At 30.2% G+C, this 25,318-nt stretch carries 25 protein-coding genes and 2 other RNA genes; 8 read left to right on the top strand and 19 right to left on the bottom strand.

What is annotated here, in order from left to right; all coding sequences use genetic code 11:
• Positions 1–241 precede the first annotated feature (241 nt).
• Both ABEY15_RS19295 and ABEY15_RS19300 read right to left on the bottom strand, forming a co-directional pair.
• Entirely contained in the window at positions 242–427 is a 186-nt protein-coding gene (locus ABEY15_RS19295) for a zinc-finger domain-containing protein (protein ID WP_069031958.1), read from the bottom strand.
• 16 nt (positions 428–443) lie between these two features.
• Positions 444–1,100, bottom strand: a complete 657-nt coding sequence (locus ABEY15_RS19300) for a reverse transcriptase-like protein (protein WP_248268945.1) — start codon at positions 1,098–1,100, stop codon at positions 444–446.
• A 132-nt stretch (positions 1,101–1,232) separates the two neighbouring features.
• On the opposite strand from ABEY15_RS19300, the gene ABEY15_RS19305 reads away from it, so the two are divergent.
• Together ABEY15_RS19305 and ABEY15_RS19310 are read left to right on the top strand one after the other, a co-directional pair.
• The gene (locus ABEY15_RS19305; protein WP_098429800.1) at positions 1,233–1,613 is read left to right on the top strand and encodes a reverse transcriptase-like protein; all 381 of its coding nucleotides are present in this window, start codon (positions 1,233–1,235) and stop codon (positions 1,611–1,613) included.
• A 16-nt stretch (positions 1,614–1,629) separates the two neighbouring features.
• Complete coding sequence (locus ABEY15_RS19310; protein ID WP_429891728.1) at positions 1,630–2,565, top strand: DMT family transporter; 936 nt, start codon at positions 1,630–1,632, stop codon at positions 2,563–2,565.
• Between the two features lie 6 nt (positions 2,566–2,571).
• Here the strand turns inward: ABEY15_RS19310 and ssrS are convergent.
• From ssrS to ABEY15_RS19340, 6 genes are all read right to left on the bottom strand, one after another.
• Positions 2,572–2,753: non-coding RNA, 6S RNA (ssrS, locus tag ABEY15_RS19315), on the bottom strand.
• A 49-nt stretch (positions 2,754–2,802) separates the two neighbouring features.
• Positions 2,803–3,636: a sulfurtransferase gene (locus ABEY15_RS19320; RefSeq protein ID WP_429891729.1), complete on the bottom strand. Its 834-nt coding sequence runs from the start codon at positions 3,634–3,636 to the stop codon at positions 2,803–2,805.
• Between the two features lie 21 nt (positions 3,637–3,657).
• Positions 3,658–7,254 (bottom strand): dynamin family protein, encoded by a 3,597-nt coding sequence (locus ABEY15_RS19325; RefSeq protein ID WP_429891730.1) that lies wholly within the window; start codon positions 7,252–7,254, stop codon positions 3,658–3,660.
• Positions 7,255–7,541: 287 nt separating this feature from the next.
• On the bottom strand, positions 7,542–8,045 hold the full coding sequence (locus tag ABEY15_RS19330; RefSeq protein WP_429891731.1) for an isoprenylcysteine carboxyl methyltransferase family protein: 504 nt from the start codon (positions 8,043–8,045) through the stop codon (positions 7,542–7,544).
• Positions 8,045–9,136: a type III polyketide synthase gene (locus ABEY15_RS19335; RefSeq protein ID WP_429891841.1), complete on the bottom strand. Its 1,092-nt coding sequence runs from the start codon at positions 9,134–9,136 to the stop codon at positions 8,045–8,047. Before ABEY15_RS19335 ends, ABEY15_RS19330 begins: the two co-directional genes overlap by 1 nt.
• Before the next feature lie 325 nt (positions 9,137–9,461).
• Positions 9,462–10,991 (bottom strand): carboxypeptidase M32, encoded by a 1,530-nt coding sequence (locus ABEY15_RS19340; RefSeq protein WP_429891732.1) that lies wholly within the window; start codon positions 10,989–10,991, stop codon positions 9,462–9,464.
• Between the two features lie 225 nt (positions 10,992–11,216).
• Between ABEY15_RS19340 and ABEY15_RS19345 the strand changes: the two genes are divergently transcribed.
• A complete protein-coding gene (locus ABEY15_RS19345; RefSeq protein WP_025671541.1) occupies positions 11,217–11,528 on the top strand; it encodes an ArsR/SmtB family transcription factor in 312 nt (103 codons plus the stop codon).
• 126 nt (positions 11,529–11,654) lie between these two features.
• Positions 11,655–12,173 (top strand): SRPBCC family protein, encoded by a 519-nt coding sequence (locus tag ABEY15_RS19350; RefSeq protein WP_429891733.1) that lies wholly within the window; start codon positions 11,655–11,657, stop codon positions 12,171–12,173.
• A gap of 62 nt (positions 12,174–12,235) precedes the next feature.
• Here ABEY15_RS19350 and ABEY15_RS19355 read toward each other — a convergent pair whose 3' ends face one another.
• From ABEY15_RS19355 to ABEY15_RS19365, 3 genes are all read right to left on the bottom strand, one after another.
• Positions 12,236–12,697 (bottom strand): RDD family protein, encoded by a 462-nt coding sequence (locus tag ABEY15_RS19355; protein WP_429891734.1) that lies wholly within the window; start codon positions 12,695–12,697, stop codon positions 12,236–12,238.
• A gap of 340 nt (positions 12,698–13,037) precedes the next feature.
• Positions 13,038–13,241 (bottom strand): hypothetical protein, encoded by a 204-nt coding sequence (locus tag ABEY15_RS19360; protein ID WP_429891735.1) that lies wholly within the window; start codon positions 13,239–13,241, stop codon positions 13,038–13,040.
• A gap of 363 nt (positions 13,242–13,604) precedes the next feature.
• On the bottom strand, positions 13,605–15,119 hold the full coding sequence (locus ABEY15_RS19365) for a carboxypeptidase M32 (RefSeq protein WP_429891736.1): 1,515 nt from the start codon (positions 15,117–15,119) through the stop codon (positions 13,605–13,607).
• 168 nt (positions 15,120–15,287) lie between these two features.
• Here ABEY15_RS19365 and ABEY15_RS19370 point away from each other — a divergent pair, with 168 nt between their 5' ends.
• Positions 15,288–15,908, top strand: a complete 621-nt coding sequence (locus tag ABEY15_RS19370) for an NAD(P)-dependent oxidoreductase (protein WP_429891737.1) — start codon at positions 15,288–15,290, stop codon at positions 15,906–15,908.
• Between the two features lie 44 nt (positions 15,909–15,952).
• On the opposite strand, the gene ABEY15_RS19375 is transcribed toward ABEY15_RS19370, so the two are convergent.
• A complete protein-coding gene (locus ABEY15_RS19375; RefSeq protein WP_429891739.1) occupies positions 15,953–17,884 on the bottom strand; it encodes an ATP-dependent DNA helicase in 1,932 nt (643 codons plus the stop codon).
• 242 nt (positions 17,885–18,126) lie between these two features.
• Positions 18,127–19,053, bottom strand: coding sequence for a Gfo/Idh/MocA family protein (locus tag ABEY15_RS19380; RefSeq protein WP_429891740.1), 927 nt, complete (start codon positions 19,051–19,053; stop codon positions 18,127–18,129).
• A gap of 171 nt (positions 19,054–19,224) precedes the next feature.
• Here ABEY15_RS19380 and ABEY15_RS19385 point away from each other — a divergent pair, with 171 nt between their 5' ends.
• The gene (locus ABEY15_RS19385; RefSeq protein WP_429891741.1) at positions 19,225–19,443 is read left to right on the top strand and encodes a hypothetical protein; all 219 of its coding nucleotides are present in this window, start codon (positions 19,225–19,227) and stop codon (positions 19,441–19,443) included.
• A gap of 127 nt (positions 19,444–19,570) precedes the next feature.
• On the opposite strand, the gene ABEY15_RS19390 is transcribed toward ABEY15_RS19385, so the two are convergent.
• The 4 genes from ABEY15_RS19390 to ABEY15_RS19405 form a co-directional block, all read right to left on the bottom strand.
• Positions 19,571–20,722: a THUMP domain-containing class I SAM-dependent RNA methyltransferase gene (locus ABEY15_RS19390; RefSeq protein WP_429891742.1), complete on the bottom strand. Its 1,152-nt coding sequence runs from the start codon at positions 20,720–20,722 to the stop codon at positions 19,571–19,573.
• Positions 20,723–20,873: 151 nt separating this feature from the next.
• Positions 20,874–21,259: RNase P RNA component class B (gene rnpB / locus ABEY15_RS19395), an RNA gene on the bottom strand.
• Positions 21,260–21,337: 78 nt separating this feature from the next.
• Complete coding sequence (gpsB, locus tag ABEY15_RS19400) at positions 21,338–21,643, bottom strand: cell division regulator GpsB (protein ID WP_088010652.1); 306 nt, start codon at positions 21,641–21,643, stop codon at positions 21,338–21,340.
• Positions 21,644–21,719: 76 nt separating this feature from the next.
• Complete coding sequence (locus ABEY15_RS19405) at positions 21,720–22,286, bottom strand: DUF1273 domain-containing protein (RefSeq protein ID WP_429891743.1); 567 nt, start codon at positions 22,284–22,286, stop codon at positions 21,720–21,722.
• 666 nt (positions 22,287–22,952) lie between these two features.
• Between ABEY15_RS19405 and ABEY15_RS19410 the strand changes: the two genes are divergently transcribed.
• Positions 22,953–23,681, top strand: a complete 729-nt coding sequence (locus ABEY15_RS19410) for a GntR family transcriptional regulator (RefSeq protein WP_429891744.1) — start codon at positions 22,953–22,955, stop codon at positions 23,679–23,681.
• A gap of 57 nt (positions 23,682–23,738) precedes the next feature.
• Here ABEY15_RS19410 and ABEY15_RS19415 read toward each other — a convergent pair whose 3' ends face one another.
• Positions 23,739–24,536: a YppG family protein gene (locus ABEY15_RS19415; RefSeq protein WP_429891745.1), complete on the bottom strand. Its 798-nt coding sequence runs from the start codon at positions 24,534–24,536 to the stop codon at positions 23,739–23,741.
• Positions 24,537–24,736: 200 nt separating this feature from the next.
• Between ABEY15_RS19415 and yppF the strand changes: the two genes are divergently transcribed.
• A complete protein-coding gene (gene yppF / locus ABEY15_RS19420; RefSeq protein WP_098234188.1) occupies positions 24,737–24,913 on the top strand; it encodes a YppF family protein in 177 nt (58 codons plus the stop codon).
• A gap of 135 nt (positions 24,914–25,048) precedes the next feature.
• Here yppF and ABEY15_RS19425 read toward each other — a convergent pair whose 3' ends face one another.
• Positions 25,049–25,300 (bottom strand): hypothetical protein, encoded by a 252-nt coding sequence (locus ABEY15_RS19425; protein ID WP_098234187.1) that lies wholly within the window; start codon positions 25,298–25,300, stop codon positions 25,049–25,051.
• Positions 25,301–25,318 lie beyond the last annotated feature (18 nt).

A 25,318-nucleotide genomic window follows, 5' to 3' on the forward strand; every position in this document is an offset into this window, starting at 1 on the left:
TTTATGAAAATTTGATAATTAATTGACAAGATTGTTTTTCAACAGCGTGAAAGAAGGTACTTTTATTAGTACCTTCTTTTTATTTAGAATTAAGACGTAGTCAATATTAAATTGGAATTTTTAACATTAATTATGAGACGTAGTTATTTTGATATTTATTGCCCCATGGAAAGCGAGTATACTGTAATGGAATTCAACAAGATATTTCTTTTTTAATTCTCATGTTCCTTTAATGTATAAATTAACAGTCAGAAGTTAATTGCTTACCAATCGTTTTTATTTTTTCTCCGATTGTACATTTATTAATACAAAATGATTGTGCGAATTTTTGGCTATGGTCTTTTCTAAAATGTTTATAGACAAAACAGCCATCGCAATAAGTCTTAATTAAAGTATCTATTTCATCCAGGATTTCTTTACGTTCCATAATTCAATTCACCTCTTCATGTAACTTCAATCGTACTTATTATCTTATTCCCTTTTAGTGCTTGCGTTGCTAGATTATGAGCTTCTTTGTTATCATTACGTTTAATAAGTTCTAATTGTAAGGTTAATTTTAAGTTTTTACATTTTCTTTCAATTCGATTTATAAATCGTTCATGTTGTTCTTCATAACAAGGCCAATCTCCATTTAATTGATTAATGACTACTTGTGAATCTCCTTTAATAACAATCGTTTGTCCTGTTATATTCATTTCCTCTAATAGTAGGATTGCATTTTCAATCGCAGCAAATTCCGCTTCATTATTTGTCAATAACCCGTCTAATTTTTCATTAAACCTTTTTCGATAGTTTTTACCATTTTGGCTAAAGTATAAGCATACACCTATTCCAGATATAGATGTTGCTAGATCAAATCCACCGTCAAAAAATATTGAAATATTATGAGGTTCTTCTTCGAGTTCTTTTAAGTACTTTATTACTTGTTTTTTAGTCCACTCTGTGTCGAATTGATCTAAAAAGATGATTTCTCTTGTTCTACCTGTACTTTCAAAATCTTCCGCTAAAAGTAGTGCTTCTTTTATTTCTAACCATTCAGTTTCAAGTGTAATTTGATATTTCTTTTTGGTTTGATATTTCCAACTGATCTTTAGCTTCATCCGACACACCTCTTCTATAGTTTATTTTAGACATGTTATGGTTGAATATAAATTACTTCATTTCATATTTTAAGTTTTCATTTTTTTGAAAATATACTAAAATGGTACATATATAAGTTTTGGAGGTTTACTATGATTGAAGTTTATATTGACGGAGCTTCCAAAGGAAATCCCGGGCCCTCAGGTGCAGGTATTTTCATAAAAGGAATTAAAGAACCTGTTTTTTTAAGTATTCCATTAGATTCGATGTCTAATCATGAAGCTGAGTTTCATGCATTGCTACTTGCACTAGATTATTGTGTCAAAAATAATTTAACAATTGTTTCATTCCGTACAGATTCAAAAATCGTTGAAGAAAGTATTGATAAGAAATATTCGAAAAACGATTTGTTTATTCCTTTATTAGAGAAATCACTAAAGCTGATTAATCAACTTGAACTTTTCTTTATTAAATGGATTCCATCAAGCGCAAATAAGGTTGCTGATGAACTTGCTCGAAAAGCTATAAAATAAAAAAGGAAGGGACGATATGAAAAATAAATTAATCGCTTTTTCTTCTTTACTCTTTGTGTCCTTCATTTGGGGTTCTTCGCTTTTCATCGTTAAAGAAACACTTAAGTTTGTCCAACCATTTACATTTAATGCATTACGATTTATAGTAGCAGCAATTGTATTATTTACAGTTCAAACTTTATTAAATCGAAAAAATAATAAAAGATATCGCGGAAAAGCTGGTTTTATTTTCCCCGGAATCGTAATAGGATTATTTTTATTTCTAGGTTTTGTATTTCAAACATTTGGATTACATTACACGTCTATATCCAAATCAGGTTTTATTATAGGTATTAGTGTAGCGATTGTTCCTTTTCTTTTGTTCTTTAAATATAAGAAAAAACCTACTTTACGGGAAAATGTATGTGCAATTATTGCCTTCATCGGATTATTTTTATTAACACTATCAACAAATTCCAAGTTTAATTCTGGTGATATTATATCCTTTTTCAGTGCGATTGCGTTTGCTCTTCATATTATTTATTCAACGATCTACTCACCGAATTATAATTCACTACAACTGGCAACTGTACAAATAACTTTTGTAGGTTTAGCCTCATGGACATGTGCTTTAATCTTTGAAGATTGGCAAGTCATTTTCAACCATGCATTATGGACAAATAAATATTTTGTTTTTTCAATTCTATTTACAGCAATTTTTTGTACCGCTGCAGCTTTCTTTATCCAAATGTTTGCCCAACGTACAATAAGTGCAACTGAAGTAGGGATTATTCTCGCTACCGAGCCAGTTTTTGCAGCGATTACTGGGTATTATTATGGTGGAGAAAGATTACAAGAAATTGGTTTATTCGGTTGCAGCTTGATTTTAGTTTCTACAATCGTAACTCAAATTAGAAAGAACAAAAGTAAAAAGCAATTATATAAAGAAGAAAAAACCATTCACAAAATGTGAATGGTTTTTTTTCCCGCAAATGCCGTTATTCATTTATGTCTAAGTAAACCGAACTCCAAGGTGGATGTCCTCACAAGTAACGCTCATCCTCCTATATGTAGGCACGATGTTGTTACTTAAATATTGGTCTTCCGGTATACAAATCATTGGTTTAAGACATAAACTGACAACGCACACAGCAGGTTTTGTTTAATTTGTATTCTCATTCTATACCAACTAAAACTATTTTGCAACTAATTATTTTTCCTTATTCACTACATTTTCTTCATAAGAAATCCAATCACTAAAACTTCCTGGATACAGTTTTACATTCGCATATCCAGCTTCAATTAATCCTAAATAATTAACACATCCAGTGACACCTGAGCCACAATAAACAACTGTTTCATTGATCTTGTTATATGGCTTAAAAAGAGTTTGTATTTCTTCTTTTGATTTAAATTCTCCCGCTTCATTTAAAACTTCTTTCCAGAATGAATTTTTTGCTCCAGGTATATGGCCAGCAATTCGGTCAATTGGTTCAAATTCGCCAATAAATCGAATAGATTCTCTAGAATCAATTAAATTGAAATCCTCTTTTTTACCATTCTTCTTAACTTCATTCATCGAAGTGATCATATACTCTTGGACATTAATCTCGAATTTTTTAGGTATGACTTCTTCAGTTTTAGTCGTTACTTCAAAATCATTTTCCAACCATTTTTTATAACCACCATTTAAAACAAAAGTATACTGATGCCCTACCAAATTACATAAAAACCAACATCTTGCGGCATTATCATTCGTACCATCGTCATAACAAATAACAATCGTATCATGATCGATCCCTAGATCTCCTAAAAGATTTCCAAAATCATTTAAATTAGGTAACGGATGTCTGCCTCCATGCTTTTGTACAGGACTAGATAAGTCATTATTTAAATCAACATAACGAGAAAGCGGAATATGATTTTTCTTATACTCACTTAAACCATATTCAGGATTTGACAATTGAAATCGACAATCTAAAAATACAACATTTTTATTTAAGCGCAATTTATTTGCAATGTTTACATCAATAATATTTTTCAATTTTAATTGTCCACCCTCATATTAAATTAATTTTTGGAATAAGTTTAATACTCTTTCATCTACTACTACTTCATTTAAGTTTTCAGTTGCTTTAATTGTTTGTTGAACATCATTTTCGATTTGATTACCACAGTTGTGCAGTACAGAATTTAATGCATCAACATATTGAATGTGATAGTGCTTTCCAAATAAGCTATTCATATTTGCTAAATAGTCTTTTAATGGTGTTCTCAACTCATTAATGCATTCATCAATCATAGTTTCTTTCATGTTTTCAACAAAAAAGCTTTTAGGATTTTTGAAGTAATTCTTTAAACTTTCAAAACGATCTACATTAATAAATTGATCAGGATTTTTTATCGAAACAGGTAAGATCTCATTAATTTCACTTTTTTGAACGATAAATTCAGATTGAATTGAATGTATTTCACCAATTACTCGATCTTGTGACATTGAAATTTCATTCATTAAAAACTTCTCTAATCTAAATCCAGTTACTCTTAATTCCTTTAAAATCTCTTCCAATACTTCATAAATAAATTCACGAATTTTAGTTACAAATAATTGTTTAATATTTTTCGTTGTATTATTGAAAATACTTGGATTAAAGAAATAAGGGAATAAATCTCGCATCCTTAATTCGATACGCTTTTCGATAAAGAAAATCAATTGTTCGTTTTCTTTCATAAATGCTCTTGGTAAATTTGTAGGGTCTGCATTTTTAATCGCATCTTTAACCTTTTTCTGAATTTGCTCAAGTTCGTTGAAGAATTGATCTTTTTCACGTTTTATTCTTTCGAAACGATTAATCGTATCACGTAAGATTTTTTCAATTGTTAATAGGTCATTAATAAATGTTTTAAAAACTTCATTCGCAATCTCAAATTGGAAGAAATTTTGGATTTTCGTATTTAATTTCTTATAATTATTCTGGATTTCCAAATTTAACTCTGAATCACCATATCCCTTCATCTGAAGCATACTTGAAATAGCAAACACAGATGGGAAACGAACTCCTAGTTTCGTTAATTGGTTTACAAAGAAATTTTGAACGATTTCGATTTCGTTTTGATCTTTTGCTAAATCCGAAGCATTTAACACAAAGTAAACTTTATCACTATCAAAGCTTTCTCTCATTCGTCCGATTTGCATTAAAAAAGACTCATCTTGACGTGTAAAGGCATGTTGATAATGTGCAACATATAAAATTAAATCAGCTTTTTTCAAATAGTCGAATGCTAGTTCAGTATGTCTTGAATGGATACTATTTCCCCCTGGCGTATCCACTAATACGATTCCACTTAACGTGATCTCACAATCAAAATAAACTGTACTTTCTTTTACAAAACACGCTCTATTTTCTTCACTTATAACACTTACATACTCACTTAAGTCATATCGCTTAGTTGTACCTAGTAAGCTTCTCATTTCTTCATAATTTTGACATACGCTTTCTGCATAAACGAAAGCATCAGTAGGAATTTTATCCTTTTGTTTCTTAATTAAATTTTGAATGGTACTAAACCACTCTTTTTCATTTGCTTCCACGCCCCATTTTTTAAAGAAATCCAGAAACTCTTCTTTTAAAGATTCTTCTGATTTATAACTCACATCAGCTTTCTTATTACCAGATTCAGCTGTTGAGCGTTTAATCTTACAAATTGCCGCTGTTGTTGGGTGTGGAGAAACAGGTAGTACACGATTGCCTAATAGAGTATTTATATACGATGTTTTTCCAGAACTAAACGCTCCGAATAATGCAATTGTGTATTCGTTTGATTTTATTTGTTCTCTTTTTTCTTTTAGAGTACCTATTTTACTCTGGATAAATTTATTTGAAGTTAATTCGTCTAATATAAAATCAGCAACTTCATATTTAGCTTGAATTTCTTCGTTAGAATATTTTTTTGAATTAGTTTGTTCAATGTCAGTAATAAGTTCTTCTTTTATTTCCGGTGCTTGAACGGTTAAGATTTTGTGATTAATTAATTCACTTACTGATATTAAAGTAGGCTTAATTTCTGGCAGGTCTTGATTCATTTCTTGATGATTATTTAAAATCGTCTTAAGTTCTGAGACCATATGTGAAATTTTTTGATTATTAAACTCTAATTCATCAAATCCATCTATTTTTGATTGTAAATCATTCTTTTGATTTTTTAACTTTAGAATAGTTAATTCATTTTGTACCTTAAGTTCCTTTGAAAGTGTGTAAATAAATTCAGCAATACTTTTACGATATACCGCCTTAATTCCTTCACTTACTTCCTTCGTATACTGTAATAAATAGTTACCACCTGTATCAATCAAATGGGATGGCTTAGGACAAATTACATCTTCACTCAAATTAGGCTCTAAGATTTTATCAAAGTCACTGCTATCAATTTTATTATTTTCAAGTTGTTTTACAGTTCGAATTGCTGCTTCTTTTACAAAATACTCAATTTGTTTATTTGTTAATTCTTGTACCTTGTGAATAAATTGACTTTTAGATTCATGTAAAGCATTTTCAAGTTTTTTTCTAGATTGAAATAATCCTTTATTTTGCAATGCCTTTTCTGATTCCAAATATTTTGAGGCTAATTCTCTCATTTCAAATGGCGTAATGTTTGAATTAGTAAGAACTTGTTGTGTAGACTGCAAACAATTTTCCTCAAATGTAGAAACTGATGTTTCAATAACTTCAATTTCATTATTTAACTCATTATATTGCGATCTAATCTCATCAGCATTTTGATCGAGATCAATGTAATCGTTCTCAAGTTGTTGTATTTGTTCGTTCATAATTGTTAAAAAGCTTACATAGTCATTTTCAAGTTGCACTACATCTTGATGACTGTATAAGTCATTTAAATAATTAATAAACTGGTTATATTCGTTATTATCTACAGATTTATCTCTTGTAGAAATATAAAAAACTTGTAAGTTGCCTAATCCTTGTTTTTTTAAGTTTCCAATTACACCATGTTTAAATTGTTCAAACGTCAATTCTGTTTCATCGTGTTTATCAATACATGTAATGACTAAACAAACTTTATTATTTTTTTCAACTAAATTATGAATAAAATCAATATTTGTTTTCGAATGAACATGTTGATAATCCATTAAATAAAAAATACTATCCGCAAGATGAATGACTGAGTTTGTCGCCTCTAAATGATCCATATCTGTTGAATCAATTCCTGGAGTATCAATTAAAACAGATCCAGTTGGAATTTTAAATAATTCTTGTGCCCACTCGAGCTCAATAATTGTACCACTATCAGAAGCTAACTTTTTTAGTTCATCGACTTGAATATCCTCTTGAATCTGAAACATTTCACTATCTTTAAGGGTAATTAACATTTTACTTTCGCCATTTTTTAATTTTACAACGTTTGCACTTGTAGGAATTGGGCTTGTAGGTAGTTTTTCTACTTGTAAAAGATCATTTAGTAAAGATGACTTACCAGCAGAAAAATGCCCACAAAATACGTAATAACTTTCTTGATTTTGTATTTTGTATGCTAATTTTTTTAATTGAAATAATTCCTTCGAATTTCCTTGTTCAGAAAGTAAATTGATACCTGAAGAAACCTTATTCAGTAGTTCCCCTCTGTTAATCTTAGTGTTTTGCAACGTGATTTCCCCATTTCATTTCATACTCAAATAATTTCCCTAGCATTATTTTATCCCCATATATATTAATTTGGAAGAAGAATGTATAGGCATATGCATATAAAATAAAAAAACTAGGTAACATCACCTAGTTTTGAACTTGTTTAAGTACATATTTAGTTAATAAAAAGTATAAAAGAATTGTAGCTGACACAAATCCAAGAACCATTTGACGCACAACCTTTCGAAGTTGATAATGATTTTCATTCTACATTAATCATAATCAGTTATTTTCCATTTGTCAATAACTATTCGATTGATTGTAAAAGCGCTTTATTTTCTTCTCGGATTCTTACTTTTAATAAAATTAAATTACAAACAGAAAAGATTACAGTTGTAATATACGCATGAAACATAATAGGTATTACTAATAATTCAATTGTAACGATTATGTAATTTGGATGCTTGATATACTTATAAAGCCCACGTTTTACTAATTTTTCATTAGGTAAAATAATGATTTTTGTATTCCATCTTTCTCCTAACGTTGAAATAACCCATACTCTTGCTAATTGTAATATGATAAAAACGATTAGGAGAAAGGTAAAAAATCTAATTTCTAAATAATGAATGAAATAATTCTCAATTAGAATTGAAATAAAAAACATGCTATGTAAGATGATAAAAAACTTATAATGCTCTTGGCCAAATTCACGTGCGCCCCGTATTTTTAATTTTTTTTCATTATTCTTTGCTATACCTAGCTCAATCACTCTTTGTATGATAATGAATAAAAAAATAATCTTTAACATTAGCATTCTACCCACTTTAACAATGATAACTCTGAACTAAATCCTGGTCCTAAAGCACAAAGAAGACCGTACTCATTTATTTTTCCTAATTTCATATACTCACTTAACACAAATAACACAGTACAAGATGACATATTTCCATATGATTTTAAAATATTTAATGAAATTTCGATATTCGCTTCGGAAAGATCTAAAGAATCGATATATGCGTCCAATACTTTTTTCCCACCAGGATGAGCAATGAAATGAGTAATATCCCTTATTGTTAGTTCATTTTGCGTTAAAAAATTTGAAACAACTGGTTGTAACCAACTTTTAACGATTGATGGTATATCCCTTGAAAAAATGACAAATAAACCATCATTCCGAACATCCCATCCCATTACGTCTAATGAATTTGGCATTAGAGTTGAATTAGTTTGTTCAATTGACGGTAAAGATTTATGTATCGTTCGATTTTTCAAATCACTCTCGTCGCCAATAACTAGAACCGCTGCTGCTCCATCTGCAAATAAGGAAGTTCCTATTATATTACTTTTGGAAAGATCTTCTTTTTGAAATGTTAAACTACATAATTCAACTGCAACTAGTAAAACATTTGACTTTGGATGGGCTTTACAATAATCAAATGCTCTAGAAATACCACTAGCACCACCGGCACACCCTAAGCCCCATATGGGAATTCTTTTAATAGAAGAATTAAATGGCAGGATATTTGCGATATGAGCATCAATTGTAGGGGTTGAAATACCAGTTGAAGAAACAAATATAATTCCATCAATTTTTTCATATTGAATTTCCGAAGAAAGAAATTCATTACTTGTCAAACAATTTTTAATAGCTTCTATTGATAATTCAATTGAGATTTCAGTATAAGCCTGATTTTTTTGCTCAAAGCTATGCTCTTCGCTATACCAAGAAAGCTCTTTAGAAATATATCGACTTTGAATCTCACCATTTTGAAATACAGATAATAAGCGATCGATTGAAGGGTATCTTTTCAAAAAAAGCTCTCGAATAAAAGGCACTATATTTTCCTGATCGATTTTATATTTTGGTACAGCTTTTCCAACAGATAAAATTAAAGGCATCATTTCCCACTCCTTATAGTCATTACCTTTTGTATTAAATTTGAAAATTATTCTTTAATACATGAAAAATTCTAGAGTGGAAATAAGCTGACATTTTAACCTCAAAATTTACAAGATTAAATTCGTACAAAATTTAAACAAAAAAAAGACAATTCACTATTTATTCATGGACCATGAACAAATAATAAGAATTGTCTAAGCGTTTCAAAGGAGTTTTCTTTCTGTTGTGCAGTTTTAGTATATCTCATTTTACTCGAATCTACATTCGCAATTATTTCCATTAAAATGCTTCTACAATAAAGCCCACAACATTAATAATTCACAATTATGATTTATTTACTTCTTCCAACTCATACAATTTTGTATATTTTGATTCCAAATAATCAACAAAAAATTTCACATTCAATTCTTCACCAGTAACATCCTTCAAAATTTGTTGTGGTTCCTTCATTGCACCATATTGATGAATATTCACTTTTAACCAATCAAGAATTGTTTGGAAATCATTCGTTTCAACTAATTCACTAAAATTAGGTAATTCTTTTTCCATTGTTGCTTTAATTTGCGCAGCATACATTGCACCTAATGCATAAGTTGGGAAGTATCCAAAATGCCCCATTGACCAATGTACGTCCTGTAAAACACCTTCTCGATCAGTTTCGGGAATTATTCCTAGATACTCCTCCATTTTTTGATTCCAAATTGAAGGAAGCTCTGAAACTTGAATTTTTCCATCTAATAAATCCTTTTCAATTTCATAACGAATCATTACATGTAAAGGATAAGTTAATTCATCAGCTTCAATACGAATAAATGAAGGCTTACTATTATTTATCACTTTATAAAATTCATCTAACGAAACATTATCTAACACTCCATTAAGTTGCTCTTTTAACTTTGGATAATTTGATTTCCAAAATTCATAGCTTTGTCCAATTATCTTTTCATATAAAAGTGACTGAGATTCATGAATACCTAACGACGCTCCATGAGCGATCGGTAAACCTTCCAAATCTTTGGAAATGTTTTGCTCATATAGTGCATGACCACATTCATGAATTGTACTAAAAATGGCTTTTTCAAAATTATTTTCATGATATTTCGTTGTTACTCGAACATCACCTAAATTAAGAGAAGTAGCAAAAGGATGTGGAGTTGGATCTAATCTTCCAGCATCAAAATTATAACCAAGAGAAGCTAATAGTTGTTCACAAATTTCTTTTTGTTTTTGCGTCGAAACGAATGATTTCATCTCTTCTTTTTCAAAGTTTTTCCCGCTAGTCGATACAGCTTTAACTATCGGTACTAATTTATTTCTTACTTCTGAAAATACTTCGTCCAGTTTATTTACAGTCATTCCATGTTCATATTGATCTAAATATGTATCATATTTACAGTCTTTATATCCTAAATATTCAACGAACTTACGTTTATACTCAATTATTTCAGTTAAATATGGTTCAAATTTAGCAAAATTATTTTCTTCCTTTGCTTCTGCCCAAACACTCTCAGAAATTGCTTGGCATTTAACAAAAGCTTCAAACTCATCAACTGGTATTTTCGTATTTCGATCGTACTGCTTTCTTAAGTATTTTACAGTTTTTTCAACTTCTAATGAACATTTACCTGCACTAATGGCTTCTTCCATGGTTATTAAATAATGAGCCATATCTTTTGAAGTACTCATTTTAAAAACATCGGCTGATAATTGACTAATTACATTTGAACGCTGACTTACAGCATTTTTAGGTGCACCTGTTCGAAGATCCCAATATAAAACACTAATTGCTTCTTCTATGTTTAACATTTTTCTTACATAATCTAAAAACGAAGCCTCATAATCTTTTAAGCTCATCAAAACACCCACCTTTTAAAATCAAATTTTTGAGTCAGCTAAATAGTAACATAAAATATTGATGGATAAATAAGAATTATCTTACTTTTCAAATAATATTTCTCGACAAAAATGAATATTGTCTTATCACTCCGTAAATACTACTCAAGTCATTTTTAGATTAGCACAAATTTATATTCTGAATATTCCTTGACAGGAATATTCCTATTGAGGTATATTCAATTTATGAATTCGACTTTAATTGCTCTTGCAGAGCCGAACCGGTTACAGATTGTCGAACTCTTACGTGACGGTCCTCTATCAGTCGGTGAAATAGCTGAAAGCTTAGGACTTAAACAACCACAAGTTTCAAAGCATCTTCGCGTTCTAAGTGAAGCTGGGCTTGTCGAAGTTCAACCAATCGCCAATAAAAGAATTTATAAACTAAGACCCCAGCCGCTAAAAGAAATGGATTCGTGGATTAAGTCATTCCGTCACGTCTGGGAACAGAGATTCGATCAATTGGATGATTATTTAAAAAAGTTACAAGGCAAATAATCTTAGCTTATTCATTGCACACAATTTAATTAGTACTAACTATTATTGAAAGGAGCAGTACCTAGTTTTTAAAAGAAGAAACAATGTCTAATTTAGTAAATAATAAAATAAATGGAGGAATTAAAAATGAGTAAAAATACGTTTAATGTAGATGAACAAGGATTAGTTTTAACAAGGGTTGTTGATGCGCCTCGTGAATTAGTATTCAAAGTTTGGTCAGAAGCAGAGCATCTCAAAAACTGGTGGGGTCCAAAAGGCTTTGAAATGGATGTAACAACGTTAGAATTTAGACCAGGAGGTAAATTCCACTATAAAATGGAATCACCAGAAGGATTCGTAATGTGGGGATTATTTGTTTTTGGTGAAATTATTGAACCTGAGAAAATCGTATTTGTTAATTCATTCTCTGATCAAGAAGGAAATATGGTTCGCGCTCCATTCTTTGAAGTTTGGCCATTGGAAATTCAAAACACTTTAACTTTAGAAGAAAATGATGGTAAAACAACTATTACATTAAAAGGTTTCCCAATAAATGCTACAGATGAAGAAGTTGCAGCATTTATTGCAAATAAAGATTCTATGCAGCAAGGCTTTACTGGTACATTTGACCAACTAGATGAATATTTAGCTAAAACATCATTATAAGATAAAAATATAAATACCCTTTAAAGCTTGAAAATAGCTTTAAAGGGTATTTTTTAGTGTTATTAATAATAAACAACCTTCGTTTTAGCGATTAAATCATGCAATGTTTTCCGATCTTTTCGGAAGATAAAAAATAGATCAACGAGATACAAAATTCCGATTGCTTCTATAAATATTGGCAAATTTAGCTGACACCCAAAAGCAAATATCGAGCGTAATGTCATAGTTTTGAAATCAACTAAGTCTTCTGTATCCCTCACAACCATAATACTTAATAATCTTTTTCCTATTGTTTGTCCGTTCCAAATATAAGTAGGTACAATGACATAAAATAGGAAAATAAATAATAACGACCAAATTGAATATAAAAACAGTTGCTTACTACTAAACATAAATAAATCTAAAATGTCTTTACTTTCTAACCCAAGTATTAATAACCCCAGTTTAGAAAATAAAAGATTTAATGAGCCATCGATCCAAGCTGCTAACAATCTTCTAATACGACTCGCCAGTTCGAAATCCATCTAGAACCTCATTCCACATTTTTATAAAAAAATGGATATTAATCGATATACTCTATTATACTTAGGGAATTTTGTTTTTGATTAGTGATTTTTAACTATTTGTATTAATTTTTTTATACAAGCTACATAATTAGCATTTTAAGCACAAATCGTATAAGTACCCTTGTTCTAACAATTTTTATAATAAAATCTATAGATAATATTTTTCATCAAAGATTTTTAAAACTAATTAATAAAAAATAAATTTAGCTATTAGTGATCTATTACTTGTTACTATTAGCTTTCCACTACAAAAAGAATAAGACCACAAAAAATATTTTGTGGTCTATGTACTATTTTATCATATTGGTTTAATATTAATTTTTGATTGTTTAACTGCAACCGCTTTCAATAACTTCTGTAGTTCTCTTAAATCAGTGTCCAACTGATGACGAATCTTTACTACTTCTTGATGATTGTCATTATTTTGATTTTGAGCTTCTTGCAACTTGATTCGTTTTTCTTCAATATTTCGTTGTAATGATCTGGCTGTCCTAAAAAACATTCAAATTACCTCCTTTTCAAAAAAAGTATGAACACGCTTTCATTTTTATCTATAATACTATAAAAAAAATATCTTAACACTTTCTAAATGTGAATATTTTTTGAACTTAATTTCAGTTACTATAGATCTTCAATATTTCACCTAATTAAATTCAATTCTTCTTATTAAGCAACTGTGAACACGCTTTCATTTTTATCTATAATACTATAAAAAAGTAATTTATTAAATATCTAAATATGTCTATTCTTTGAACTTATTAAAAAAACATAAAAAAATAATAACTTAGAATTAATCATTAATTTATGTTTTCTTTAAAAATGAGTATGGGGAGGTTCCTAACAACCTCCATCCACACGAATCAGATTATACTAGACTATATAATTTAGAGTATTTATCTTCTAAGTAATCAATAAAGTATTTTACATTTAACTCTTCACCTGTAACATCTACTAATAATTCTTTCGGTTCTTTTAGTTTTCCATATTGGTGAATATTTAGGGTTAGCCAATTAACAATTTGATCAATTTCGCCGCTTTTTAAAATCGTTTCATAATCGCTTAAATCCTGTTTCATTTTATGCTTAAACTGTGCTGCGTACATCGCACCTAATGCATACGAAGGAAAATAACCAAAATCTCCACCTGCCCAGTGAACATCTTGAAGAACGCCTTCTCGATCGTTTGATGGAACGATACCTAAGTATTCTTCCATTTTATCATTCCATACTTTTGGCAAATCCTTTACTTGTAAATCACCATCAAACAGTTCTTTTTCAATTTCATATCGAACCATTATATGCAATGGGTATGTACATTCGTCCGCTTCAATTCGAATTAACGAAGGCTCACTATGGTTTATTGCTTTATAAAATTCTTCCACCGATAAATTTTTAAAATATTCACCAGTTTTCGCTATTAAATTTTCATACTGTGCTTCCCAAAACTCTTTACTTCTTCCAATCATATTTTCAAAGAATAGTGATTGAGACTCGTGAATTCCCATCGATGCACCTTCACATAACGGTGTCCCAATTAAATTCGATGATAAATTTTGCTCATATAGTGCATGTCCACATTCGTGAATGGTTCCAAAAAGCGCACTCATAAAGTTATCTTCTATATATTTCGTTGTTACACGAACATCACCAGGATTTAAAGTAATCTGAAATGGATGAACTGTTTCATCTAAACGACCAGAATCGAAATTATAACCTAATTTTACAAGTATCTCTTCACTAACTTCTTTTTGAAGATCAATTGAAATCGGTTGTGACAACTCTTCGCGCATTAGTTTAGTTTGCGAATTTGAAATTTTCGCTACTAATGGCACAAGACTTTCTCTTACTTTACCAAAAACTTCATCAAGCTTTCCAGTTGTCATACCAGGCTCATAAAAGCTTAATAAAGTATCATATTTCTTTTCTTTGTACCCCCAATATTCAATGAATTGTTTTTTCATCGCTACAATTTTTTCTAAATATGGTTGGAACTTACTAAAGTCACTTTCATTTTTAGCGTCTTCCCAAGCATTTTCACTTAATGAACAAAGCTTTACATATTCTGCATATTCATTTTTAGGGATTTTACAGTTTAAATCATAATTTTTTCTACATTCCTTAACAGATTTTTCAATGATTTCATTTAAGTTTCCTGTGCCTATTTCTTTTTCCAATAAATTTAAATAGTTTTCCATTGTACTTGATGTTGTCATTTCAAAAACTTCTGCAGAAAGATGACTAATGACATTTGATCTTTGTTCAGCACCATTTTTAGGCGCTCCCGTTCTTAGGTCCCAATACATAACATTAATTGCTTCATTATAATTTTCGATCTTCTTTAAATAGTCAGTAAATTCTTCTTGTATTTTATTTATTGCCATATATACCCCTCATTTCTAAATTTTAGGATGTTAATTTCATTCTATCATAACTTTTATATTGAATTAATATTAAGCTTAAAAAGCATTTTATTTTCAGAAATCATATGATTAAGTTTATATAAAAGACATAATTAATAAAAATATTGTACAATACAGCAAGGTGATGTTATGAAAATATTATTATTAGGAGCAACTGGAAGAGTCGGATCATTTTTAGTGGATTTATTATTAGAAGCTAAGTGTGAAGTAATTGCTTTAGTAAGAGATGAACAAAAAATAACGATTAACCATGCAGCTCTTACAGTTTTAAAAGGGAATACGCTAAATGAAAAAGATTTAAATTTAGCTTTAGAAAACGTAGATGGAGTAATTTCTGCCTTAAATACTGGAGGTGAAAATATTTTATCTAAAACAATGGCACTTCTAATTCCTCTTCTTGAAATGAAAAAAATAGGTAGGATTGTTACAATTGGAACTGCTGGTATTTTACAATCAAGAGTAGATCCAACCATTCTACGCTATAAAAGCTCTGAATCAAAACGGAAATCAACAACGGCAGCAACCGATCATGAAAAAGCTTATAACTTATTAAATGAAAGTCAGTTAAATTGGACGATTGTTTGCCCTACTTACTTACCAGATGGACCAATAACTAAAAATATTCGTGCCAAAAAGAATTATTTACCGCTTGATGGCCATCGTATCACAACTGGAGATACAGCTTTTTTCGCATTTAAGGAATTTTTCGAATCCAATTTTAATAAATCTAGAGTTGGAATTTGTAATTAAAAAAAGCTAGCGAATGCTAGCTTTTTTAATTATCCTACGGTTTTTTATGATGGCTCAACAGGCAAACTGTTTAAGATTTTTTCTTTTGTTTCACTGTTTAGATCATTCTCTATAAATAAAACGATTTTTCCTTTATCTTCATGACTACGGATTAGTCGTCCAATACCTTGGCGTAATCTTAATAACATATACGGCTCATCAATCTCGAAGTAAGGGTTTTGTGAATTTTGACGTTTTGACTGGAATACAGGATCATTTGGAGGGAATGGTAGCGCATGAATAATTACTTGACTTAGTGACATTCCTTGAATATCTAATCCTTCCCATAAATGAACAGCACATAAAGACGCGTTAATATCTTCTTGGAATTTTTGTACAATCGAACTAATTTCTTCTTCACCTTCAAAGTATAAATTGAAGTCCAATTTTTCTTTTTCAACTTGCAGTTTAAATTTTTTCATTTCTTGAGTTGAATTGAAGAGAATTAAAGTACTTCCGTTATTATCCTTTAACTTCTCAATAATCTTTTCATTTTTTTCCTCAATTTTGGATGGGTCAACTTGATTTAACTCTATTTTCATTTGTTCATCATAATCAAACGGAGAATTAACCGAAAATGATAAGTAATCTTTTATGCCTAAACTACCTGCGATATAATCAAAAGAACTATTCTGAGAAAGAGTTGCAGATGAAAATATTATCGGCATTTTTTGATTAAATACTTTTTCTTGTAAAAGCTCATTTACAGCCTTTGGCATGATTACTAGTGTTAATTCATTTTGATTATACTCAATCCATTGAATCGCCGTAATTTCATTAATAAATAAATTTAAGCAACGCTCAACATCATCTAAATGCTCATCAACAATATTTAACTGATATTCATCAATCGTATACATTTCACTTTCAAAAACTAACTCATCACCAATGTTGCTAATTTGAGACTTTAATCTACTTGCTAACTTAATTAATCTTTCATTCATATTCAGTTTAAATCGTCTAGATCCTTCAACTTCTTCAGTATTATTATCTAATTCATAAAAGAATTGATCGTACGTTTCTAATGTATCTTCTAGTAATTGTTGGAAGCTTTCACGCGTCCCAGATTGCATTAAAAATGATAAAAATGTATTTAATGTCTCTTGTTGCAGACGATAAGTTAACGATTTTTGACTTGCAAATTCAAGTAAATGTCCTTCATCAAATACTACACAACTTGGATTAGGTAGTAATGGCAATTGGCCTTCACGTTTTCTAGATTCTACCGTCCAAATATGCTCCATATAAAATTCTTGTGAGCAAACAATTAGGTCAGTTGCTTTACGATAATGTTCTCTTGATAGAGTTTGTCCACATCTATGTCGTTGTTCACAAGTAGAGCAATCCTGGAAATAATCATATGAAATTGTATCCCATTCTTCATCTGTTAGGTCCTTATATTCAGTACGGTCTCCATATGGAGTAAATTTTTGGAGTGTTCCATAATCATTTACAAAGCTTGGTAAATTTTCATAAACCCCTAAAACAGCATCCGATACATCAATTTCTGAACGCTGTAAATCTAATTTTTTTAAACATAAATAATTTGTAGTTGATTTTGCTAATCTAACATCGATTGACAAATTTAAAGCATTCGATAATTTTTCAATGTCCCCATTTTTCTTTACCAGCTGTTCGATTAAAGATTCATCAGCACATGCGATAATAGCTGGCTTACCTGTATATCTTGCATAGCATAAACAATATAGCAAATAAACAAACGTTTTACCTGTACCAACACCTGCTTCAGCAAAAATTACTTTCTTTTCTTTAAACGCTCTTTCAACCTGATAGGCCATAAAGATTTGCTCATCTCTTAATTCATAGCCTGCATCTGGTAATAAATCGTAAAAAACGTCCCCAATCCATTCCCCTAGCTTTTCGATGAACTGGTCTTGCTTTCCTACCTCAAAAGGTAATTTAGTTGAATGACTCATTGCTACCCCCAAAATGTAAATTAAAAAGAAAAAGTCCTCTTTTGAGAACTCTAATTTTGCAAATTTATTCGATCCATTATATTATTTAAAAATTGTCTCTACCCGCTATCATACAAAAAATGTGAGGGAAAGGCAAGGGAAATAAGGCATGATCACCTAAAGACTAAGGGAATGTAAATTAGGAACGAATTAAATGTCCAAGCTTTCAATTCTTAATACCCCTAATCTCTCCTTAGTTAACTTTACCAACTTTTTGCTTGTTTTATCATTTCTTCAACAATCATTTGAGATTTTAATGCTTCTTCACCATTAATTGATGGAATTTCATCAGAGTGTATGCAATTGATAAAATGGTTGATGCAATCTTCAAAACCTCTTTGTTTTAATGTTGTGTCCCATGATGATGAAAACGAATTATTTATTGAGTTATTTTTTTCCACCTCAAAGTTGTTCATATTTTTTACCCTTATAATCGAACCTTCAGTAATTAATTCTAAGCGTTCTAGATTTGTTCCTGCCATTCGGTGCATTACTGTATTAATAGTAGTTCCTTTTAACGATTCATATTGGTGAGTAGAATACTCTAATTGATTAGTATGAGTAAGTTTGACTCTACCATTAAACAAGTTAACTTCTCCATCTGCAAACCATCTAATGGTATCAACTAAATGTAAATAATCATCCAACATCGTAAACTCGAATGAATTAGACCCAATTTTATTCTCTCGATGTTTTTCAAATCTGATTACCGCTATATTCTTTGCCTGTTCTTTTGCCTGCACATACATTGGACAGAATCGGCGGTTGAATCCAACCATAAGTTTTCGATTTAGTTTAATACTTAATTCAGTTAATTTTTCTGACTCTGGCAATGTAGCTGCTAGAGGTTTATCAACATATACATCTTTACCTTTATTTAATAAATACGATACAACCTCAAAGTGTGAACTAGTTGAACTATGTACAAATACTGCGTCACTTTGTTCTGCAAGAAATTCCAAACTTTCAAAATCTTGAATTCGGTATTGTGAGCATATTTTCTTACGGTTTTCTTTATTTGGTGAAAATGCACCGATAAAATCCCAATTTTCTTCTTTTGTAAGAATCGGCAGATATGCTTTTTGTGCAATATTGCCTAATCCTACCATTCCAATACGTGGTTTTTTCATTTTTGATCAGTCCTTTAAATTGGCTTATTTTTCTAGATTTATTGTACCAAATTATCTTTCTTCATTTAAAAGAAAAATGATTATATTTCATAATTATCTATTGGCAATAACATTCGAATTATCGGGAAATCTATAAAATAATGATAAAAATGGTAGTTTGGAGGTGTTTATTTGTACTTATATTCTTTAATTCAGACTAATTTTGATACAAATGATGATATAAGTGTTGTAAGAGACCTTTATTTACTTCAGCATGAAAAGAGTTTCTCTAATGATGAATTCCATAATCTAGTCACTCAATATAAAAGTACTGCAGAAACGAATTGGCATGTTGCACATTTACTTGAAAAAAATCACGGATTTAGAATTGTACCTGCAATAAATTTATAATGTTAACAAAAAGAATACAATTTTTGTTCAAGTTTTGTTCGTAAAAACTTTAACGAAATACGTTAATAAAAATAAAAAAGGTGCCCAATTGTCTAAAAAGACAATTGGGCACACCCTTTTAACTTTTTTACTCTTCGATTCTTCTTGGAGGTCTTTTTCCAAAGTATTGATAATAGTCAGTTTTAATGAAACCATTAAATAATTTACGTTTTTTTGTTGCTGGTTTACCGTAAAATTGCTCAAATCCCTCATGACTAGTTAGTACATACGCTGACCATGTATCTAATTTTGTAAAAACATTCCCCATATCTGAATATAACTTTTCCACGTAAGGTCGATCGTTTAATCGCTCACCATACGGTGGATTGGTAACAACATACCCATACTCAGATTTAGTAGTAAAATCTTTTACTTGCATTTGTTTAAAAGCAATCGAATCTGATAATCCAACTTCATCAGCATTCGCTTTTGAAACATTAATCATTCGATGATCAATATCAGATCCGATTATTTCAAGTTTTTGATCATAATTTGCTAAGTCTTCTGCTTCTTGTCTTGCTTCATTCCATCTTTTTTTACCGATCCAATGCCAATCTTCAGATGCAAAGCTTCTAAACGACCCTGGAGCAATATTATGTCCAATTAATGCAGCCTCAATTGGAATAGTACCAGATCCACAAAATGGATCAACAAAAGGTAAATCAGCATTCCAATTCGTTAGTAATACTAATGAAGCCGCAAGTGTTTCTTTTAATGGTGCTTCACCTTGATCTACACGATATCCTCTTTTATGTAAACCTTCACGACCAGTAGTATCAATCGTTAATGTTACGATATCTTTTAAAATAGAAACTTCTACTCGAAATAATGGACCATCTTCAATTAACATACCTTGAATATTTTGGATTGTTTTTAATTTATCAACAATTGCTTTTTTGACGATTGCTTGGCAATCAGATACTGAAAATAATTTTGATTTATGCGATTTTCCTGACACAGGAAATTGACCATTTCTTGGTATAAACAGATGCCAAGGTAAGGCTTTTGTTTTTTCAAATAATTCATCAAATGAGGTTGCCTTAAATTCACCAACACGTAGTTTCACTCGGTCAGCTGTTCTAAGCCACAAATTCGCTTTCACAATTCCAGCTTCGTCCGCTTTAAATAATACTCGACCATTTTCAACTACTACATCTTCAAACCCTAGGCTTTTTATTTCTCTAGCGACTAGAGCTTCGATCCCCATTGCAGCAGTAGCAATTAATGTATATTTCGCCAATTTAACCACCTATCTCATTCAAACTAAGAATGAACTTTTCTTTTCATATTTTCATTTTGATTCCTATTTTCATTATGAACAATTTACGTCGAAATTACAAAAAACTCTCCATAGAATGAAGAGTTTTTAAGCAGTTTCATCATTTCATATGTTCTGTAAGCCATGTTCTGTACCATTCGTACTTCAAGCGGCTCTCGCCTCGTACTACAAGGTGGTAATCATCTATCTACAGAATAATCTGTCCCTTTCTCTGTTCAATTCCTTTGAAAGGATTCCCCTACCATAATTTGGGTTTCTCACTCGTGGGGTTTACCGCGTTCCACTCCTCTCATTTCTTCGAGGACTACGTCACTGTGGCACTTTAAAGGTAGTAGAACCATATCCATAAAGGACTTAGGTCCGTTCCCTGCCGTTAGCTGTTTACACAGCTACCCTATCTTATGACTTCGATAGGCACGAACACTACAGCCATCTCAGGACTGTGCGAGCATGGACTTTCCTCAACAACGTCAAGCGTTGCAGCGATTACCCGAACATATTGAAACGAACATTTATTAGTATAGTAAATTATACTTAAGTTTGCAATGCTTTCTTAAAATATAAATTAAGTTAAAATTATTCGAATAGTTTACTACCAAAAACATGCTTCTCTAAATTTGATAATCTTTTTAGAACATCAGTATTCGTATTATTAAAAGGTGATGGTGGAGGTGTAGCTGTGTTCTTTTGGTCCTCCAACAATTTTTTATACTTTGCATTTTCTTGTTGTAGGGCTACGATTTGATTTTGAAACGATTCATAATCTTTAATGATAGTGTCTAAGTATTGATCCACTTCCTCTTGATTATATCCTCGCATTGAAACTTTAAACTCTTTATTTAGGATATCTTTTATACTTAGTTTTATTTTTGTTGATTCCATGTGTGTCACCCCAAAACATTTAGAAATATTTACCTTCTATTTTTTCAAACTCTTCATAAATTGTCAATTATCTATTCTATAATTCCCTATATTTATTGTCATCATTCTCAAATGACTCTTCTGCAATCACTTGTAAATCGTCAAATGTGATGATTTCTAAAGGATAATTAAATAGTTCATTTTTCTTGTATGCTAAATCATATAAATATCTAGGACTACCCTCTTTTTCATTATCGTAAAATAAAATACATCCGTCACTTTTACTAACTAAAAATTCATTTTTTGCTTTTAGCTGTAATGGTGATTCGTATGGTTTTCTTGAAATTGAGTCGACGTGATCTGCCCCAATTAAGATTTCATTATAATATTCTTTATTTGCTTCATTCCAATTTTTCTCTTGATCTTCATACGGTGTAAAAATACCTAACTTTAATTCGGGATAATCAAGCTGAAGCTCGAATATTACTTCTGCAGCCCATAATTCAGTACCCATTTGCCCTGAAATAATAATCCATTCTAGTTCATCTAAAAATAAAAGTATTTTATTTTTTATTGCTTTTTTTATGTACTTAACTGCATCGTGTTTATTCGAAAAAATTCCTAATTCAAATGATTTATAACCAGATATAAGTAGTATCTTCATATTACCTCACAATAATAAATTAGGAAGAACTAAAAGTTCTTCCACAAATTAAATTTTATTTTATTAAATACTCTGCTTTATTTCAAATATTTAGTAACAAATAAATATTGTAAGTATATTTATCTCGCAAAAATCATTTATTTAAATAATATTCAAATGTAGAAATTTATATTGAGGGAATCTAATATTTAACTTTGCATAGTAGTCATAAGCTTAGTGGAAATCAACTATTAAGACCAATTTAAGATCAATATTTCAATATTTGATTGCTGCTAATAGAGGATATTTTATTCCCTTTAGATTAGTTATTGTGATAGGAATATTATTGTTAAAATTTTTTCGTCGAAATTTTATGATAAAATTACATACAAAGCTTGTTTAAAACTCGTAAAAATAATTAATGTTAATGTAATTGTGAAAAAAAATAAAAAAAGTATTTTGTTCAAAATTATCCTCTCCAATATCCTAAATATACTTTAATGTCAACTTTTTTATTTTATTAGGTTTGAACATATTTCACAACAATAAAATTAATAATGTTTAAAAGTTTAAATATTCTGATTTTTGCGAGTATACACAATGATTGCCGAAAGCATTTTATTCCTTTAAAATGAGTTATGAAATCGTTTTAAATATAGATAATTATTGCAATTCAAGGAGTAAAAAATGATTAACAAAAATTCCCCAATACCAATTTATCATCAATTATTAGAATACATAAAATGTAAAATCGCATCAGGTGAATACCCTGCTGATGAATTGATTCCATCAGAAAGAGAGTTTTCAGAGAAATTCCAAATATCTCGTATGACCGTTCGACAAGCATTAAATAATTTAGTTCAAGAAGGAATTGTTTACAGACAAAAAGGTAAAGGTACATTTGTTAGTCGTCAAAAAGTTGAAAAAAAAATTAGTAGATTAAATAGTTACACAGAAGAGATGATTGAAAGAGGTTTAAAACCTAGTAGTAGATTAGTTCAATTTGATATTTTAAATTCTGATAAAGCATTATCCAATATACTAAAGATTAAAGAAAACGATCCTATTTTTTTTATAAAACGGGTCCGTTTAGCAGACTCTATTCCTATGTCGATTGAAAGTATCCACGTGTCATGTGATATAGCTCCAAACCTAAATCAAAGTGTTTTAGAAAAATCATTCTTTGATTATGTAAATGCCAATATTCCAGATCCTATTCAATATGCTGATCAATCGATTCAAGCTAGAATGCCTTCTGAAGAAGAAGCACAATTATTAGAAATTCCGCCGAATTGTCCCGTATTAGCAATTTATCGAACAACATATTTGAGAAGTGGCAAAGTTTTAGAATACGAACTGACTGTATATAGAGCAGACCGCTACAAGCTTGTACATTCTTTATCTAGAAATGATTAATTGTATAGAAGGTAAATTCTTTATACGATATAAAAAAGCCAGGAAATCCTGGCTTTTTTATTTGAATAAAACCCCTATTTGTTTAAATAGTCCACCTACTTGATTCATCGTATTCATCATTTGACCTGCAGTAGACATCATTTTTGGGACATCGTATGAACCTGAACCATTTTTAAATTGATTTAATATTGATGAAAACTGAAAAGATTGACCATTATTATTTTGCTGGTTTAATTTTTTGGGTTGAGTTGGATAAGGTGTACTAGGCGCAAACATTGGTGGAGTTGTAAATGGACCTTGTTGCAACATTTGAGCATGTTGAGGTTGCATTGAATACTGGTGATTTTGAGGGCTACTTAAATAGTTCGTTTGATGACCGAATTGTGAAGGATACATTGGCATATATGGATATTGGTTTTGCATCATTCCGTAATAATTAGAATCGTATTGATACCCTTGGTTATATGATACTGTAGGATGCTGCATTGAAAAGTGTTGTGGTACTGCATACTGCATTTGACTTTGATCATAACTACTTGTTTGTATTGATGTTCCCCCATAAGGAGATGACTCAATCATCTGTGATTGTTGGATTGGTTGAGTAGATTGTGTTGGTAGAGCTGGTTGTGTTAGTTGAGTCGATTGTGTCTGTTGCGATTGAACTGGCGGTTGTAGTGTATTCATAGTAGGGTTTTGGGAAAAAGGTTGAATTGTATTTCCATAATAACGCTGATTTTCATTAGATATTTGATTCATTTCGGGAAAATTAAAATTCTCATCAATCATTTGATTTTGCTTTCTAAACCATTCAAAGCTGTTATCTGAATGATTTGGAGGAAACATTTGAGATTTCATATTCTCACATCCATTATAAGTTTTCTCATTTATAAATATGTTACAAATGCCTATTCTGTTACTTCTATTATCTTATGCACTATTTGTCATAATATGTCGGAAGTTTAAATTTTTAAAAAAATTTAAATTTTAAATATTTATGGTACATTTTATTTAGTTATACAAGTTGTTAATTAAATTTTAATGTTGGAGGGGTAATAATGACTTTACAAGAATTAAAGAGGAAGTTTATTTCATCAAAAAGTTTCGAACCAACTGACTTTAATCAATTAATGGACTTTTTACAACAAAATTACCTAAATGGTGAGGTTACTATTCAACATTACAGAGAATTAGTTAAAGAACTTGAACTATTTGGCGCTTGTAAGCCAATTTAGTAATCGGGCATATAATATTATAAGAAATAAAGCGATACACATTTACTAAATTGTAAAAGTGTATCGCTTTATTTAATTCCATTATTCTCTTATCCCTTCATTCAAAACAAATATGTTTTACCTTATATCTATTTATTAAATATTAAATGCTAATTGTCTTCCTAAAAATGGTGTTGAGATCCAACTACCACCCTCTTTTGCTTGACTTACTTTCTTTTCAAAATGATGAAGATGCACTGTTGTTGACTGGATCTTATTTAAAAGTAAATTCTTTTCTTCATCACATTTTTGATCAATTCTTAAAGCTAAGGAGTGCTCAATAAATTCAACCTCATTTAAAAATTCATCAATTGCTCGAAAAAAATCATCTCTTTGAATTAACTCCATACAGTTCAACTCCTCTTC

It is taken from the genome of Gottfriedia acidiceleris, from assembly GCF_050457485.1.
Lineage (GTDB): Bacteria > Bacillota > Bacilli > Bacillales > Bacillaceae_G > Gottfriedia > Gottfriedia acidiceleris_D.